The organism is Oceanobacillus indicireducens (assembly GCF_014647195.1).
Lineage (GTDB): Bacteria > Bacillota > Bacilli > Bacillales > Amphibacillaceae > Oceanobacillus > Oceanobacillus indicireducens.
In genome coordinates this window covers 130138-146146 of record NZ_BMOS01000007.1, presented here as the reverse complement: position 1 = coordinate 146146, position 16009 = coordinate 130138, and the positions used below count along the sequence as shown (strand labels likewise).

Annotated in this window: 14 protein-coding genes, 1 pseudogene and 2 other annotated features; of the genes and pseudogenes, 14 read left to right on the top strand and 1 reads right to left on the bottom strand. The window is 40.0% G+C overall.

The genetic code is table 11. The annotated features are described in order from the left end of the window. Nucleotides 1-111: 111 nt before the first annotated feature. Nucleotides 112-336, top strand: a binding site (T-box leader). Nucleotides 337-390: 54 nt separating this feature from the next. Beyond that, nucleotides 391-3033 (top strand): valine--tRNA ligase, encoded by a 2643-nt coding sequence (locus IEX94_RS06965; protein WP_188856602.1) that lies wholly within the window; start codon nucleotides 391-393, stop codon nucleotides 3031-3033. Nucleotides 3034-3093: 60 nt separating this feature from the next. On the opposite strand, the gene IEX94_RS06960 is transcribed toward IEX94_RS06965, so the two are convergent. Further along, complete coding sequence (locus IEX94_RS06960; protein ID WP_188856601.1) at nucleotides 3094-3975, bottom strand: ATP-grasp domain-containing protein; 882 nt, start codon at nucleotides 3973-3975, stop codon at nucleotides 3094-3096. A 59-nt stretch (nucleotides 3976-4034) separates the two neighbouring features. Between IEX94_RS06960 and IEX94_RS06955 the strand changes: the two genes are divergently transcribed. The 13 genes and pseudogenes from IEX94_RS06955 to rplU all read left to right on the top strand — a co-directional run bounded on the left by IEX94_RS06955 (nucleotide 4035) and on the right by rplU (nucleotide 15998). Beyond that, nucleotides 4035-5255, top strand: a complete 1221-nt coding sequence (locus IEX94_RS06955; protein ID WP_188856600.1) for a bifunctional folylpolyglutamate synthase/dihydrofolate synthase — start codon at nucleotides 4035-4037, stop codon at nucleotides 5253-5255. 93 nt (nucleotides 5256-5348) lie between these two features. Continuing rightward, nucleotides 5349-6104 carry an SPOR domain-containing protein gene (locus IEX94_RS06950; RefSeq protein WP_188856599.1) on the top strand — a complete coding sequence of 252 codons (756 nt, stop codon included), beginning with the start codon at nucleotides 5349-5351 and terminating at the stop codon, nucleotides 6102-6104. A 166-nt stretch (nucleotides 6105-6270) separates the two neighbouring features. Then, nucleotides 6271-6831: a RadC family protein gene (radC, locus tag IEX94_RS06945; protein WP_188856598.1), complete on the top strand. Its 561-nt coding sequence runs from the start codon at nucleotides 6271-6273 to the stop codon at nucleotides 6829-6831. A 551-nt stretch (nucleotides 6832-7382) separates the two neighbouring features. Continuing rightward, nucleotides 7383-9266 carry a reverse transcriptase/maturase family protein gene (locus IEX94_RS06940; protein WP_188856597.1) on the top strand — a complete coding sequence of 628 codons (1884 nt, stop codon included), beginning with the start codon at nucleotides 7383-7385 and terminating at the stop codon, nucleotides 9264-9266. A 79-nt stretch (nucleotides 9267-9345) separates the two neighbouring features. After that, nucleotides 9346-9486 (top strand): annotated as a pseudogene (locus IEX94_RS06935) (JAB domain-containing protein); the annotation flags it as partial. Nucleotides 9487-9685: 199 nt separating this feature from the next. After that, on the top strand, nucleotides 9686-10723 hold the full coding sequence (locus IEX94_RS06930) for a rod shape-determining protein (RefSeq protein WP_188856596.1): 1038 nt from the start codon (nucleotides 9686-9688) through the stop codon (nucleotides 10721-10723). A 12-nt stretch (nucleotides 10724-10735) separates the two neighbouring features. Then, complete coding sequence (mreC, locus tag IEX94_RS06925; RefSeq protein WP_188856595.1) at nucleotides 10736-11638, top strand: rod shape-determining protein MreC; 903 nt, start codon at nucleotides 10736-10738, stop codon at nucleotides 11636-11638. Then, complete coding sequence (gene mreD, locus IEX94_RS06920) at nucleotides 11635-12168, top strand: rod shape-determining protein MreD (RefSeq protein WP_188856594.1); 534 nt, start codon at nucleotides 11635-11637, stop codon at nucleotides 12166-12168. Before mreC ends, mreD begins: the two co-directional genes overlap by 4 nt. Before the next feature lie 44 nt (nucleotides 12169-12212). Continuing rightward, nucleotides 12213-12899 (top strand): septum site-determining protein MinC, encoded by a 687-nt coding sequence (gene minC / locus IEX94_RS06915; RefSeq protein ID WP_156856292.1) that lies wholly within the window; start codon nucleotides 12213-12215, stop codon nucleotides 12897-12899. After that, entirely contained in the window at nucleotides 12892-13692 is an 801-nt protein-coding gene (gene minD, locus IEX94_RS06910; protein WP_156856291.1) for a septum site-determining protein MinD, read from the top strand. The genes minC and minD overlap by 8 nt, the downstream gene beginning before the upstream one ends. Nucleotides 13693-13938: 246 nt before the next feature. Then, nucleotides 13939-14700: a M23 family metallopeptidase gene (locus IEX94_RS06905; RefSeq protein WP_194461795.1), complete on the top strand. Its 762-nt coding sequence runs from the start codon at nucleotides 13939-13941 to the stop codon at nucleotides 14698-14700. After that, entirely contained in the window at nucleotides 14687-15538 is an 852-nt protein-coding gene (locus tag IEX94_RS06900; RefSeq protein ID WP_156856342.1) for a M50 family metallopeptidase, read from the top strand. The genes IEX94_RS06905 and IEX94_RS06900 overlap by 14 nt, the downstream gene beginning before the upstream one ends. A gap of 60 nt (nucleotides 15539-15598) precedes the next feature. Further along, nucleotides 15599-15675, top strand: a sequence feature (ribosomal protein L21 leader region). Nucleotides 15676-15689: 14 nt separating this feature from the next. Beyond that, complete coding sequence (rplU, locus tag IEX94_RS06895) at nucleotides 15690-15998, top strand: 50S ribosomal protein L21 (protein ID WP_156856289.1); 309 nt, start codon at nucleotides 15690-15692, stop codon at nucleotides 15996-15998. Nucleotides 15999-16009: the final 11 nt, after the last annotated feature.

Sequence of the window (16009 nt, the reverse complement as noted above, 5' to 3'; positions counted from 1 at the left end):
CAGAAATACTGGAGTGGAAAGGGTACCGAGAAAATCTTGACACAAACTTGTTCCAGTAAAGAGTTGACGTTTTTAAGTGAAGTGTATACAATATAAGGTAATTAAAATATAATGATGCAAATGATTGGGAAGAGTACAGGATGAACGCCTACAGGAAGGGAAATGATTTGCTGAGAATTTCCTAGGAAGGTTGTGCTGGAAGGTCGCCCTTGATGCAGCTGCTTCGAATTACAGTAGAGGCACGCCGGCTATGCGCCGATATCTGTCGATGAGTGTACAAATATTTATTTGTAAACAAAGGTGGTACCACGGAAGTTAACTCTTTTCGTCCTTTTTTGAAGGATGGAAAGGGTTTTTTTAATTGTTAAAACTAAAGGAGGGTGATCGGTGATGTCGGATAAAAAAGTAACATTGCCATCAAAATATAATCCAAATGAAGTAGAAGCAGGTCGTTATCAATTTTGGCTGGAGGGGAAATTCTTTGAAGCCCCGAATGATCCGAAGAAAGAACCTTATTCTATCGTTATTCCACCGCCAAACGTAACGGGCAGGCTCCACCTAGGGCACGCTTGGGATACGACAATGCAAGACACGATTATCCGCATGAAGCGAATGCAAGGATATGATGTTCTCTGGCTTCCAGGGATGGACCATGCAGGAATTGCAACCCAGGCAAAAGTTGAAGGTGAATTGAAAAAGATGGGAACGAACCGTTATGAGCTTGGACGGGAAAAGTTCCTTGAGAAGTCTTGGGAATGGAAGGAAGAGTATGCTTCTTTCATTCGTTCACAATGGGAAAAGCTCGGCTTAAGTGTTGATTACTCGAGAGAACGATTTACGCTCGATGAAGGATTGTCCGATGCGGTTAAAGAGGTTTTCGTCAAGCTTTATGAGAAAGGACTCATTTACCGTGGCGAATACATTATCAACTGGGATCCGCAAACAAAAACAGCTCTTTCCGATATTGAAGTAATTCATGAAGAGGTCGAAGGGAAATTTTATCACTTTAAATATCCCATCAAAGATAGTGATGAGTTTATCGAGATTGCTACAACACGTCCGGAAACGATGCTTGGAGATACGGCGGTAGCTGTCCATCCGGATGATGAAAGGTACCAACATCTTATTGGGAAAACGGTAATTTTGCCACTTGTCGGTAGAGAAATCGAAATCGTTGCAGATGATTATGTTGATATGGAACTAGGTTCTGGCGCGGTAAAAATAACACCAGCCCATGATCCGAATGACTTTGAGATTGGTAATCGTCATAACTTGGAAAGAGTTCTTGTTATGAATGAAGACGGTACAATGAACGAAAATGCTGGTAAATATGAGGGGATGGACCGGTTTGAATGCCGTGAACAGATTGTAAAAGATCTAGAGGAAATCGGTGCCCTCCTGAAGATTGAGGAAAGGGTCCACCAGGTTGGCCACTCGGAACGAAGCGGTGCAGTTGTGGAACCGTACTTATCGACCCAATGGTTTGTAAAAATGAAGCCACTTGCTGATGCTGCAGTTGCGCTACAAGAGAGTGATGATAAAGTCAATTTCTTCCCAGAAAGGTTCGAACGGACGTACCTCCACTGGATGGAAAACATTCGTGATTGGGTAATTTCACGACAGTTATGGTGGGGCCACCGGATACCGGCCTGGTACCATAAAGAAACAGGAGAAATCTATGTAGGAAGAGAAGCCCCTCGTGACCATGAGAATTGGGAACAGGATGAAGATGTACTTGATACATGGTTCTCCTCCGCCCTTTGGCCGTTCTCTACGATGGGCTGGCCGGATACGGAAGCGGCTGATTTCAAACGTTACTTCCCGACTAAAGCACTCGTAACTGGCTACGACATCATCTTTTTCTGGGTAGCGCGGATGATTTTCCAGTCGAAGGAATTTACAGGGGAAAAGCCATTTGAAGATGTGCTCATTCATGGATTAATCCGTGATGCAGAGGGAAGGAAAATGAGTAAATCTCTTGGAAATGGTGTTGACCCGATGGATGTTATCGATAAATACGGGGCAGACTCCCTTCGTTACTTCTTGTTAACTGGCTCAACGCCTGGACAGGATTTACGATTCCACTGGGAAAAGGTTGAATCAACTTGGAATTTCGCGAATAAAATCTGGAACGCTTCCCGATTTGTCTTAATGAACTTAGAGGATTTCAACTATGATGATATTGATTTGTCTGGAGATCTTTCAGTTGCTGATAAATGGATCTTGACAAGATTGAACGAGACGATTGATCAAGTAACGAAGAATACGGATAAATATGAATTTGGGGAAGCGGGTCGTCAGTTATATAACTTTATTTGGGATGAGTTCTGTGACTGGTATATTGAAATGGCGAAACTGCCACTTTATAGTGATGATGCCGCCAAGAAGAAAACGACGCAATCTGTATTAGCTTATGTGCTTGACCAGACGATGCGTTTGTTGCACCCGTTTATGCCGTTTATTACAGAAGAAATTTGGCAGCAACTGCCACATGCTGGAGAATCCATTACCATTGCCAGCTGGCCACAAGTGAAACAGGAATTACATGATGAACTGGCTGTTAAAGAAATGTCTCGTCTTATGGCCATCATCAAGTCAGTTCGTAATATCAGAGCTGAAGTTGATACACCAATGTCGAAGAAGATCAATATGCTAATTGAGGCGGAGAACGAACAAATTGTCTCTGAACTTGAGCGAAATCGAGCATATGTGGAGCGTTTCTGTAATACGGAAAAATTAGAAATTGCCGCTAAGCTACAAGTTCCAGATAAAGCAATGACAGCCGTTGTGACAGGAGCAGAGATTTTCCTGCCGCTGGAAGGTCTAATCGATATTGATAAAGAATTGGAACGTCTGGAAAAGGAATTGGAAAAATGGACTCAAGAAGTAGATAGAGTTAAGAAGAAATTATCTAATGAAGGCTTTGTGAGTAAAGCTCCAGAAGCTCTAGTTGAATCGGAAAGACAGAAGGAAAGAGATTACTTGGAAAAACAGGCAAAAGTAAAAGCAAGACTGGAAGAATTAAAAGGTTAGGAAAAAAAGAAGCAGCTGGAGGCTCAACTCATTGAACCCCAGCTGTTTTTTTGTTCCCCTTTATAATTTATTTAAAATATATTCCATCATGTAATCTGCAGCATTGATGCCAGTACATTCATATAAATTCCGGATATGTGCGTTGGAGTTTATTTCACATACGATTGGCTGATTTCTATCACCATTCAATAAATCAACTCCGGCAAAATCAGCATCGATTGCTTTCGCCGCCTTCACTGCTAGTTCTTCTTCTTCTTGAGATGGTGTATAAGCTTCCATTCGGCCTCCCGCCGTAATATTAGCCCGGAAATCGTCTGCAGACCTCCTTTTCATTCCAGCAACGACTTTGTCACCTACAACTTGCAAACGAATATCCACTCCATAACTCGTGTGGACAAATTCCTGGAAGACAAATGGCTTATTGCCGATTAACTGAAGTTTTTTATCGAGTTCCTGTTTATTTTTAACAAGATATACTTGCTCACCGAAGGAACCGAATGCTTCTTTCATTACGAGAGGAAATCCGAGTTCCTTAATTGCCTTATCTATAATCCGTTCGTCAAAACTCCCTGTGTGGAAGATTTTTGGAGCGATAATTGTTTTCGGAATTGGCAGCTGTAATTTGGAAAGTTTTTGATACGTTGCAATTTTATCATCACTCACAGCAATCGCTTTTGCCTGATTAAATACAGGAACACCAAGGTATTCCAATTGCTTCGCTAAATAAATATCCTTATCTGTAAATACTACATAATCAGGGAGGGAGGTTTCCGATAATAAACCAAGGCTTGAGGTTGTAAGCAGACTTAGTAAATCATTATTTTTAATAATTTCAGCCTTACTATTTAATGTCCTTGCAGCTGTTTGAATCATTTCCGCGAAATCAAGAAATTTATTTCCTGGCAAGTTGCCGTTATAGATGATCCATCCGGTTCGTTTCAACTTTCATTTTCCTTTCTGCTATAATTAACTTACGATCAATCGAGGAAAGCGGTGTTATCATGTTTTCTACTATACAAGAGGTGGAAGTGTTTTTCAATGAACGAAAAAAATTGGGGATGAAACCAGGTCTTGAGCGGATTACTGGATTGCTCAATCGTTTAAATAACCCAGAAAAACATTTCAAAGCGATTCACATTGCCGGTACGAACGGTAAAGGATCGACATTGCATTTTATTAAAGCCGCCCTGATGGCAAACGGCTATGAGGTTGGGGTTTTTACATCACCGAGCTTCACGGGCTTAGGAGGCCACATTTTTTTAAACGATCAACAACTATCTGAACAAGCATTACTTGAATGGATGAATCGCCTTTTCCCGCATATTAGGGAAATGGATAAGGCGAATCTTGCACCGACAGAGTTTGAAATACTTACTGCTCTGGCGTTTTCTTTTTTTGCGGAAAATGGAGAAATTGTTCTCATTGAGACGGGAATGGGTGGGCGATTCGACACAACGAACGTCTTGCAGCCGATTCTGTCGATTATTACATCGATTGCTCTTGACCACACGGATTATTTAGGGGGAAGTGAGGAGGAAATTGCTTGGCACAAGGCTGGAATTATTAAAAAGGCGATACCGGTTATCATTGGTAATGTGAGTGAGGAAGCTTTTGCTGTAATTAAAGAAGAGGCCCGGCATAAACATGCTCCCTATTATAGGCTTGGGATCGATTTTAATCGCAGCCAGCTTAATCTGCAAATGAAAGGTGAACACCAGCTTGATAATGTCAGTCTTGCGATTCAAGCGGTACTTATTTTAAAGGGAAATGGCTTTGAAATGGATGTAGAAAAAGGGATCCACCAGATGGAAAAGACGATGCTTCCTGGCCGGTTTGAACAGATTCAAAGTAACCCAACGATTATCCTTGACGCCGCTCATAATCCGGACGGGATAAAGGCTTTTGTTCAGACTGCCAATGAATTATTCCCAGATGCGGAGAGACATGTGATTGTTGCCATGTTTCGTGATAAGGCAACGGAAGAGATGCTGGACTTACTAACAGAACAATTTGATCATGTCACCCTTACTTCCTTCGATCATCCGCGGGCATGGAACCTTGATGAATTCCAAGGAAATACCTCGGTCGATCAAATAGATTCTGACTATCAAGCAGTTCTCGAACGTACTTTACAAAGTGATAGCGTATATTTTATTACCGGCTCTCTTCATTTTATAACAGAGATACGTCACTATTTATTGAATCAACGTAAAAAGTTGTAGAAAACTTTTACAATTCACCTGACAAATTTCTTCTAGTTTTTCATTCTGGATATGGTAGAGTAATGCAAAGGAATTCTAGCAGGGAGTGACGAGATGTCAGATAATAAATATACGGATGATCGGTTTATTGAGGATGGCAGCGCAGTAAAGAAGAAAGTGGAAAATGAGTTTACACCTGTCCATTATCATCCAAAAAAAGTAAAGGATAATAGTTGGCTTGCACCTGTTTTCCTGACCATTCTATCAGCCGGTGTGATTGGTACAGTGTTAGGAATATTTATTATCAATTTATTTACCGGTATCGAAAACGAGCAGACGGGTGAGGATCCGAGTCCCTCTACAGCAGTCACCGCTCAAGGAACGGACAATCAAGTAAAAGCGGAGCAACAATTGCCGACACTTGCTGCATACGTTCTCCAAGCTGGTTTATTTGAGGAAAAAGCAAATGCAGAGGAATGGCAGCAATCCTATATGTCAGCAGGAGAACCAGCATTCATTTGGGAACGAGACGGTCAATACTTTTTATTGATTGGGATTTCCCATACAGAGGAACAAGCTAAACAAAGGGCGATGGAGTTACAAGGTGAAGGATTCGATGTGTTCGTCAAAGAGTGGCAAACAAATGAAAAAGAGCTGAAACTAACAGAAGGTGCGTCTGAATGGGTTGAACAGCTTGGGCAAGTATGGGAGGAAGCATTAACTGCCAAAGAAAACACTCCCCTCGTGAACCATTTGGAACAAGCACCGAAAGCAGATGAATTAGGGAATCTCGTTGAAATTTTGAGTGAACAGACAGAAAATATTGAAGTTTACCTTCTGCAAGTCATGCAAGCTTATGATAATTTATAACTTGTCTGTTTTAGAATTATCAACAGATAAAACCACCTGATAAGGAGAATATCCTCGGGTGGTTTTTGTATTTTCACTTAGAAAACAGTCTATAAAAAAGGGATACGGGAAGTTGAGTTTTCCTTGCGAAGTTCGTAAAGTAAGAGCAAGAAAGGAGGTTGTAGGAATGCAAATCATGATTAAAGATGTACCGAAAGAGGATAGACCGAGGGAACGTGCTATTAGACTTGGAGCAAGTCATCTGACCAATCAGGAAATCTTAGCAATCCTGCTTGGTAGCGGTACGAAAGTAGAGTCCGTCATGATGCTTGCCAATCGGGTGCTTATGCATTTTGAAGGGTTAAAACTATTACACGATGCCACATTTGAAGAATTGACAGCGATTAATGGAATCGGTCATGCAAAAGGAGTGCAGATCCTTGCTGCAATCGAACTTGGCAAAAGAATGAGTCAGTATAAACCGGATGATAAATACGTGATCCGCTCACCCGACGACGGAGCAAATTATGTCATGGAAGAGATGCGCTTATTGAAGCAGGAACATTTCGTCGTTTTGTTCCTGGACACCAAGAACCACGTTATGCACCGGCAAACCATTTTTGTTGGAAGCCTCAATGCTTCGATCGTTCACCCGCGCGAGGTCTTCCGTGAAGCTGCAAAGCGTTCAGCTGCTTCGATAATTCTGACACATAATCATCCTTCCGGCGTGCGCCTGCAAGATGCGTAATTTTAGCGATTAATTAGTAATCTGGAACTCCTTACAACGTTCCATGGTCAGCATCTTACCTTGAGGAGAAATCCATAGAGGGAACAGAGCATGATGTGAAAAGGAGAAGAGACGACAAAACTATCTAACGTCGAGTCAGTTCTTCAGACCAAGTGATGTATGGTAAAAGCTAAACTGCTTGAATCCTAGACGAATGAGCGATGGGTGCGCCGTTGCCTACGATAGTTAACAGGCGATGAGGACAAAATGGGAGATATATCGCCAGAGTGTCTACTGGGTATTCTCCGGAGCCCTGTCCATAGTAAGGTTTGTCCTTCAATCCTCCGTATGAGGAAACCGTCGAAAGGGATACCTAACCATCACGCATCTAAAATTATGTCATAATGCAGGGATTACCTACGTGCAAGTGCCGATTGGCTATTAGACAAGGGTCTATGAAAATTGCATATGGTAACGGAGTCTCCATAGTACTCAACGTTTGCTTGTAATGAGTTTAGCAGGGGGAAGGGAGATAGGTTGATGTTAACGTCAACGAGAAAGGAGTCATGAATATGGCAACAAATCCATTTCATCAGTTGGACGTTATAAGGAAAGCTTCTCAAAAAGGAAACATTATCACGGATTGTTATCGTCTCATGTATAACAAAGAGTTGTGGATTAAAGCATATGCAAAACTATATCCGAATCCAGGGAACCTAACAAAGGGAACATCTAATGAAACAATAGATGGTTTCAGTTTACATAAAATTGATAACATCATAGAGCAATTAAAAGCTGGAACATTCCGCTTTGCACCTGTACGCAGGGTTTATATCCCAAAATCCAATGGTAAAAAGAGACCTTTAGGAGTTCCAAAATTTAAAGATAAGATGGTACAGGAAGTTATGAGAATGATACTGGAAAATGTATTTGAGCCAGTGTTCTCGGATAATTCTCATGGGTTTAGAGAAGGGAGAAGCTGCCATACAGCTCTATCTCAAATCAAAAACACGTGGAAAGGACTAACTTGGTGTATTGAAGGAGACATTAAAGGCTTCTTCGACCATATTGACCACACTGTACTACTAAAACTTATCTCAAAGAAAATAAATGATCATCGTTTCCTTCTTCTACTTCATAATGCGCTTACCAGTGGTGTAATGAAAAATTGGACATACAATAAAACTTATAGTGGTACACCACAAGGAGGTATCATTTCTCCTATTCTAGCCAATATCTTGCTTCATGAGTTTGACCTCTTTATGGAAAGACAAATGAAGGCATTTGATAAAGGTAAGAATAGGGCAAGAAATGAGGAGTACATCAAGGTTCGATCAAAAATCAGCACACTAACACGAAAGATTACAAGACTCGATGAAAGAAACGGGCATAGTCATTGGCAAGGTAGGGAGGAGTTAGTCCTCAATATTCAGGAACTTAAAGCTAAACAATTAGAAGTTCCCTCTATTGACCCAATGGATCAAAACTATCAAAGAATGAAATATGTCCGCTATGCTGATGATTTCGTGATTGGAATTGCCGGCTCAAAACAAAGTGCTTTGAAAATGAAAGAAACGATTAGAAGTTTTCTAGAACAGGAACTCCATCTTGAACTCAGCGACGAAAAAACACTGATTACCCATCTTGAAAATCCAATTCCCTTTATTGGATATGAATTTCGTAGATGGAATGAGGTTAAGGTAAAAAGGGTCTTATATAAAAACCAAAAGCATCCCTTGAAAAAAAGAACTCTATCAGGTGCAATAAAGTTAGAAATTCCTGAAAAGAAAATCAAAGAATTTGCAATTGAAAATGGATATGGTAATTTAGATACCTTTAAAATTATACACAGAGCAAAACTAATAAACAATTCGGAAATGGAAATTCTCCATACCTATAACGCTGAATTGAGAGGAATCGCAAATTTCTACAAGTTAGCTAATAATTATCATCATCTAGATAAACTATTTTATTTAGCTGAAAGTAGTTTTATAAAAACGATTGCTAATAAAAGAAGAAGTACCTCCAGGAAGGTTGCTTATAGTATGCGGACCCACAAACAAGGTGTCTTATGCCTTGTAAGGAAAGATAAACATGGAAATGAAAAATTACACCAGTTCGTAAAGCTTAAAGACCTACCTAAGCATAAAGGTGCAATCAAAGCAGACACACCCGATATTGATATATTAGTTAATACAATGAAATATTCGGGCAGAACTGAATTTGAACAGCGTTTATTAGCAAACAAATGTGAAGCGTGTGGTACAACAGAAGGTCAGATGGAGGTTCATCATGTCCGTAAGTTAAAGGACCTGAAGAAAAAGAAACACTTAACATATTTGGACAAAAAAATGATTGAACGCAATAGAAAAACCATTGTTCTATGTTATAAGTGCCATCATGATCACCATGAGCAGCAAATTCCGATTAGTCAACTGGCGAGCCGTATACGCTGAAAGGTGTACGTACGGTTCTGAGGGAGGAATTGTGAAACCTGCCTTGGGAACAAAGTAAGGCGCATGATTCCTACCCTACGATCCCTCACCTTCCCAAGAAGATATCCATGTCACGAGACGCTTAGTCGAGGCTGGGAAAATAATGGGAATAGAAGTACTCGATCATTTAATCATTGGAAATCGTAAATTTGTGTCATTGAAGGAAAAAGGGTATCTGTAACAATATAAGACTATCTATTTTATCATTTATTTCGTATAATATTATAGGAATTGTTTTATCAAGCGCCATTTTTCTGCTAACAATTGAAAGTGGCGCTTCTTAATCTTGAAAAAGGATAAAATGAATGTTTGCAACAGGTTTAAGAAATAGATATAGTTAACTACATATAAGAAATTCGTGAACGGAGAGGGAGATTGGATTGGCAAAGTTTAGTTTTTCGCAGGATTTTGGTATCGATTTAGGTACTGCAAATACATTGGTGTTCGTTAAAGGTAAAGGAGTAGTTGTGCGGGAGCCGTCCGTTGTTGCCAAAAATTTGGAAACAGGTAATATCGAAGCGGTTGGAAGTCATGCAAGAAATATGATTGGTCGTACGCCAGGAAACATAACAGTTATTCGTCCGATGAAAGATGGGGTTATTGCGGATTATGACACGACGGCAGCGATGATGAATTATTATATTAAGAAGGCAATGCGTGGTCGTTCCATTTTTGCAAAGAAACCGAACGTAATGATTTGTGTTCCTTCCGGGATTACAATGGTGGAAGAACGTGCGGTAATTGATGCGACTAAACAAGCTGGCGCCCGCGAGGCGTTTGCAATCTCTGAACCATTTGCTGCTGCTATCGGTGCTGGTCTTCCTGTTTGGGAGCCTACAGGCAGTATGATAGTCGATATTGGCGGGGGAACAACAGAAGTTGCGGTAATCTCCCTTGGCGGTGTTGTTACAAGCCGTTCAATCCGTGTAGCTGGTGATAATATGGATGATGCGATTATTAATTATATCCGCAAAGAATATAGCTTGTTAATTGGAGAACGTTCAGCGGAATCGATGAAATTAGATATTGGAACGGCAGGAGAAGTAACCGAAGACAGCGAATTGGATATCAGAGGAAGAGATTTGCTGACCGGCTTGCCGAAAACAATTTCAGTAACCGCGAAAGAAGTATCCTCTGCTTTAAATGAAACAGTGGATGCAATTGTTGAAGCTGTGAAGAATACACTTGAAAAAACGCCGCCAGAACTTGCTGCAGATATTATGGATCGTGGTATTGTACTGACAGGCGGTGGCGCGATGCTCAAAAATATTGACCAAGTAATAAGTGATGAAACGAAAATACCGGTTTTCATTGCGGAAGAGCCACTAGAAAGCGTGGCAGTAGGAACAGGGAAGTCAATTGACTATATCCAGCATTTCCGAAATACAAATGTATCAACTCTATCTTCAAATAATTAAGTAGGTGTTTTCATGCGTTTTTTTAGAAATAAACGACTTTTTATCTTTCTGATTGGCTTTATCTTACTCGTCGTGCTTGTTGGTTACACCTTCAAAGACCGGATAAAAGTTACCTTTGCAGAAGAATTTATAAACGATGCGATTGGCTGGGTGCAATATGTGATCCACACACCAGTCAATTTTACAACAGATGTCTTTACAAATATTAAAGATTTCCGCAACACATATGAAGAAAATCAGGTACTGAAAGAACAACTTAGCCAGTACCGCTCACTCATTTACGAAGTTCAGGAAGTTAATAAAGAGAATGAAGAATTACGTGATGTGCTCGATTTGATGGAATCTGATTCAATTCGCAGTCATGAGGCAATTCAGGCAATCGTTATTGCCCGCTCTCCCGAAAGATGGCTTGAACAGGTAACAATCAATAAAGGTAAAAATCACGGTGTCAAAGCAAATATGTTAGTTATGACGGCAGATGGGATGATTGGAAAGGTCCAGTCAGCCAATGAGCATACTGCTAGAGTAAAATTGTTAACCGGCTTTGATCAATTTAATCGGATATCTGCTATGGTTTCCCGTGATAAGGGACGCAATATATTCGGTATGATCGAAGGGTTTGATGAAGAGACGAATTCATTGCTCTTCCGTATCATTGAAGAATCGGAGCAAGACATAGCGGAAGATGACCTTGTCGTATCTTCTGGTATGGGGGGCGTATTTCCAGCGGGAGTTCCGATTGGTACAGTAAAGGAAGTGACATCAGATCAATACGGTTTAACTCAGATTGCTCTTGTTGAGCCGTCTTCCGATATGTATGATATTAATCATGTCATCGTACTTGACCGTGCAGTTGACCAAGTTGATGAATCTAGTGAGGCAGATGATGGAGAAGAGGAGGACAATGAAGAATGAAAAAGGCCTACTTACCACTCATTCTACTTGTTCTTGTAATTTTTGAGGGTTTGGCAATCAACCTTCTACCAAAAGAAATAGCATTAAGTGATTATTTAATTATCGCTCACTGGGTTCTTGCCTTTCTTGTTTACATTGCTGTTTACTACGATCTGGAAGATACATATTATTCCATTGTATATGCCTTTATGTTTGGGCTATTAATTGATGTTGTCTATGCAGGTGTTCTTGGTGTTTATATGTTTTCCTATGGGATCGCAATCTACGCTGTACATGGGCTCCGGAAAATATTGCACCGTAATTTTTACGTCTTGCTTCTACTATGTGTTACGGCAATTACGCTTGCTGATGGCTTAATTTACTTGATGTATACCGTTATTGGTGTGACAGATATGATTTGGTCGGATTATTTACTTAGAAGATTACTGCCGACAATACTTGCTAATCTGTTATTTTTACTACTTCTCTTTCCTTTACTTAAAAAACGAATTGTTCGCTGGAGTGAGGAACAATTGGATCACGGAAATTAAAAAGTGGAGGATATTTAGGGCTTTTTTGGAAGAGGTGACGAAATTTGCATGAAAAGAAACCAATAATCACGATAAAAGGGAACAGGGAAGGCCTTACATTAATGATTGATGATGAAGTGCCTTTTGAAGAAGCCCTTGTCGAATTAAAAGATAAATTACAATCGACTCAACAAAATAAAAATGAACCGGTTGTTTCTGTGAAAGTACAATCTGGCAATCGTTTTGTAGACGAAGAAAAGCAGTATAAGTTACGGGATATGATTGAAGGGGAAAATCATTTTAAAGTAACAGCAATTGAAACAAATGTTGTTCACCGTGATGAAGCGCTGCGCTGGAAAGAGGAGAGTGAAATTAAGACGATCCACCGGATTATTCGTTCTGGACAAGTCTTAAAAGTAACTGGCGATCTCTTGCTTATTGGTGATGTAAATCCGGGTGGTAAGGTTATGGCCACTGGTAATATTTATGTTTTAGGTAATTTATTCGGGATTGCCCATGCTGGTTATAAAGGTGATCGCAGTGCATTTATTGCAGCATCTTATATGAAGCCGACTCAGTTGCGGATTGCTGACTATATTAGCCGCGCACCAGACTATGAAGCAGATGGTGTCTATATGGAGTGTGGCATAATTGATGAAAATGAAGATAAAATCATCATTGATTCGTTAAAGCTTCTTTCACGGAAACGAAATGAAATAAGCGGATTCGAAAGGAGAATGCAAAATGGGTGAAGCTATTGTAATTACTTCTGGTAAAGGTGGCGTAGGAAAAACAACAACGACCGCTAATATAGGTACAGCATTAGCTTTAATGGAGAAAAAAGTCTGTCTGGTGGATACAGATATAGGCTTAAGAAATCTTGATGTGATTATGGGACTTGAAAATCGGATTATCTATGACATTGTGGATGTCGTTGAGGAACGCTGCCGGTTAAATCAAGCATTGATTCGCGATAAACGCTTCGACTCTTTGGTTCTTCTCCCAGCTGCACAAACCAGTGATAAATCTGCGGTTACCGTTGAAGGTATGAAAAAAATCGTTGCTGAATTGAAGCAAGAATATGATTATATAATTATTGATTGCCCTGCAGGAATTGAGCAGGGATTTCAAAATGCTATTGCGGGAGCGGATCGGGCTATTGTCGTAACGAATCCCGAGAAATCAAGCGTGCGTGATGCTGATCGCATCATAGGCCTCTTGGAACAGGAAGAAATGACGGAATCTCCTCGTCTTATTATCAACCGGATCCGGAATCATATGATGCAAAGTGGCGACATTATGGAAGTGGATGAGATCGTCCAGTTATTGGCGATTGATTTAATAGGTATTGTGATCGATGATGAGGAAGTCATTAAAGCTTCTAATAATGGCGAGCCTGTTGCTTTAAACCCCAACTCTAAAGCTTCCATTGCTTATCGAAATATCGCAAGAAGAATCCTTGGAGAAAATGTTCCGCTACAATCTTTAGAAGAAGATAAAGGCATCTTCCAACGCTTCAAAAAATTCATCGGCATGCGCTCATAAAACTATAATAATATTAATCAAAACCGATACTTTTAAAAGTGTCGGTTTTTTGGCTTCCTAATTTTAATCCGCAACTTCTATACATCGGAGGTTATCCTGTCGCACCAGGAAAGCGAAGGCGCATGGGGGCCGTGAACCCTTAGGAGAGAAGTTATTCTATCTTCATTCATCAACTATAAATCATTCATAACTCCGGACGAGCTTTCATATATTGATAAGGAAATAGCAGGAAAGACGGTGAATGGAATGAGTAGGGATATAAGAAAAGTTCGAAAAGCAATAGAACAACGTAAAAGAGAACGGAACGTATCAAAAAAAGGAATGGAACAAGACAGCGGAATCTTTCACCAACCAGAAGAAAAACACGGATATCCACCAGAAATTAACAACTATGTTTTTAAAAAGAAAGCAGGTAAAGACCTTGTAACCGGTCTGATGATGAAAGGTATTCTTTCGGGAATTCTATTCTTTTCTGTCGCTCTCTTAATGACTACCAACCACACCTTACTTACAAAACCTCAGGAAATAGCCAATCAATTATTACGTAATGACTTCCCATTCGCTAAAGTAAACAGTTGGTACCGGGATGTATTCGGCAGTCCATTAGCATTCTCCCCGCAACCTGTGGATCTGCCAGAGGAACACCAGGAAGCGGTCATGCCGGTAACGGGAGATATAATTGAAACCTTCCAAACGAATGGAACAGGTGTAAAGATATCTCCAGGTAAAGAAACGGATATCGTTGCTCATCACGAAGGAGTTGTTGTATTTGCAGGGAAATATCCGGACACAGGTCGAACAATTGTCGTCCAACATGCTGATGGGACGAATTCTAGTTATGGTAATTTAACGGATATTGATGTGCATCTATATCAATACGTAACGGCAAACGAGCGAATTGGTACATTCGCACCTACGGAAAGTGCTGATGCAGTTTATTTTTCTCTGGAAAAAGATAATACATTTCTAGATCCGGTCAAGGTAATAGTGGTTGATGATGGCTCGTAACCTACTTCCCCCCCTTCACATTCATCCAGTTCTAATATTATTTATCGGCATTTCTTTACTGACTGGTACTTTCATGGAAATGATGATTATCTTTGCAATTGTGTTTATTCATGAAATGGGGCATTATTTAGCGGCGAAATTTTTCAAATGGCGGGTAAAAAGAGTGATGCTCTGGGTGTTTGGTGGAGTAATGGAGACGGAGGAACATGGAAATCGTCGGGTGAAAGAAGAATTAATCGTTACGTTGGCAGGACCAATTCAGCATATTCCAATCTACCTTGTCCTTCATGCGCTGTTTTATCTCGAGTTGATTTCAGAACCGCTATTCCAAACAGCGATATGGTATAATACGGTTATACTTTTATTTAATTTATTGCCAATTTGGCCACTTGACGGCGGAAAAATTCTTTTTTATTTATTGTCGGTCATCCTTCCTTTTCGGAAAGCATTGGATGCCATTTTTTTATTATCTTTGAGTTTGTGTGCTTTTCTTTCGATAGGTTATATAATTTTTTACCCATTTACGTTGACCTTTACCGCAATCATGATTTTTCTATTTCTTGAAAACAGATTAGAATGGAAACGCCGATTCTATGTATTCATGCGTTTTCTTATGGTAAGATACAGAGGGAACGAGACTGTTAAAAAAATTGAACCGTTATATTTGCCGGGTAATTTAACATTGATGGACGTATTTAATCATTTCAAAAGAGAAAGAAGACATTTGATCATTATTCCAGCTAATGAAAGATCCGTTAAGCGAATCGATGAAACAGACTGTTTACATGCCTATTTCCGTGAAAAACAATATACGAAACGAATAAAAGATTTATTCTAAATGGAAACTTGACATAACTGCTTTAAATATGGTAATATCAATACGTTATACAACGTAGCACCAGTGCTACAACCGCTCAGAACAGGTTTTAAACTTTTATGAGTGAGAGTACCTGTATGGCGAGTCTTAGTGATCAAGGAGGTGCGGATTCATGTACGCAATTATCGAAACAGGTGGTAAGCAAGTTAAAGTTCAAGAAGGTCAAGAAATTTATGTTGAAAAAATTTCTGCAGAGCCAAACGAAACGGTAACATTTGACAAAGTACTCTTCGTTGGTGGAGATGACGTAAAGGTCGGAGCTCCATATGTTGACGGTGCGAACGTAACAGCTAAAGTTGAAAAGCAAGGCCGTCAAAAGAAAATTAGAGTATTCAAATACAAACGTAGAAAGAACTACCATCGTACACAAGGGCATAGACAGCCTTACACAAAAGTAGTAATTGAAAAAATCAATGCTTAAAGGTCGGTTCA

What these genes read in the sequence shown, in the direction of transcription:
- IEX94_RS06950 (WP_188856599.1), top strand. Translation starts at nt 5,349, where the DNA reads ATGTCAGATAATAAATATACGGATGATCGGTTTATTGAGGATGGCAGC.
- minD (WP_156856291.1), top strand. Translation starts at nt 12,892, where the DNA reads ATGGGTGAAGCTATTGTAATTACTTCTGGTAAAGGTGGCGTAGGAAAA.
- IEX94_RS06940 (WP_188856597.1), top strand. Translation starts at nt 7,383, where the DNA reads ATGGCAACAAATCCATTTCATCAGTTGGACGTTATAAGGAAAGCTTCT.
- IEX94_RS06900 (WP_156856342.1), top strand. Translation starts at nt 14,687, where the DNA reads ATGATGGCTCGTAACCTACTTCCCCCCCTTCACATTCATCCAGTTCTA.
- IEX94_RS06965 (WP_188856602.1), top strand. Translation starts at nt 391, where the DNA reads ATGTCGGATAAAAAAGTAACATTGCCATCAAAATATAATCCAAATGAA.
- mreC (WP_188856595.1), top strand. Translation starts at nt 10,736, where the DNA reads ATGCGTTTTTTTAGAAATAAACGACTTTTTATCTTTCTGATTGGCTTT.
- IEX94_RS06905 (WP_194461795.1), top strand. Translation starts at nt 13,939, where the DNA reads ATGAGTAGGGATATAAGAAAAGTTCGAAAAGCAATAGAACAACGTAAA.
- IEX94_RS06955 (WP_188856600.1), top strand. Translation starts at nt 4,035, where the DNA reads ATGTTTTCTACTATACAAGAGGTGGAAGTGTTTTTCAATGAACGAAAA.
- radC (WP_188856598.1), top strand. Translation starts at nt 6,271, where the DNA reads ATGCAAATCATGATTAAAGATGTACCGAAAGAGGATAGACCGAGGGAA.
- mreD (WP_188856594.1), top strand. Translation starts at nt 11,635, where the DNA reads ATGAAAAAGGCCTACTTACCACTCATTCTACTTGTTCTTGTAATTTTT.
- rplU (WP_156856289.1), top strand. Translation starts at nt 15,690, where the DNA reads ATGTACGCAATTATCGAAACAGGTGGTAAGCAAGTTAAAGTTCAAGAA.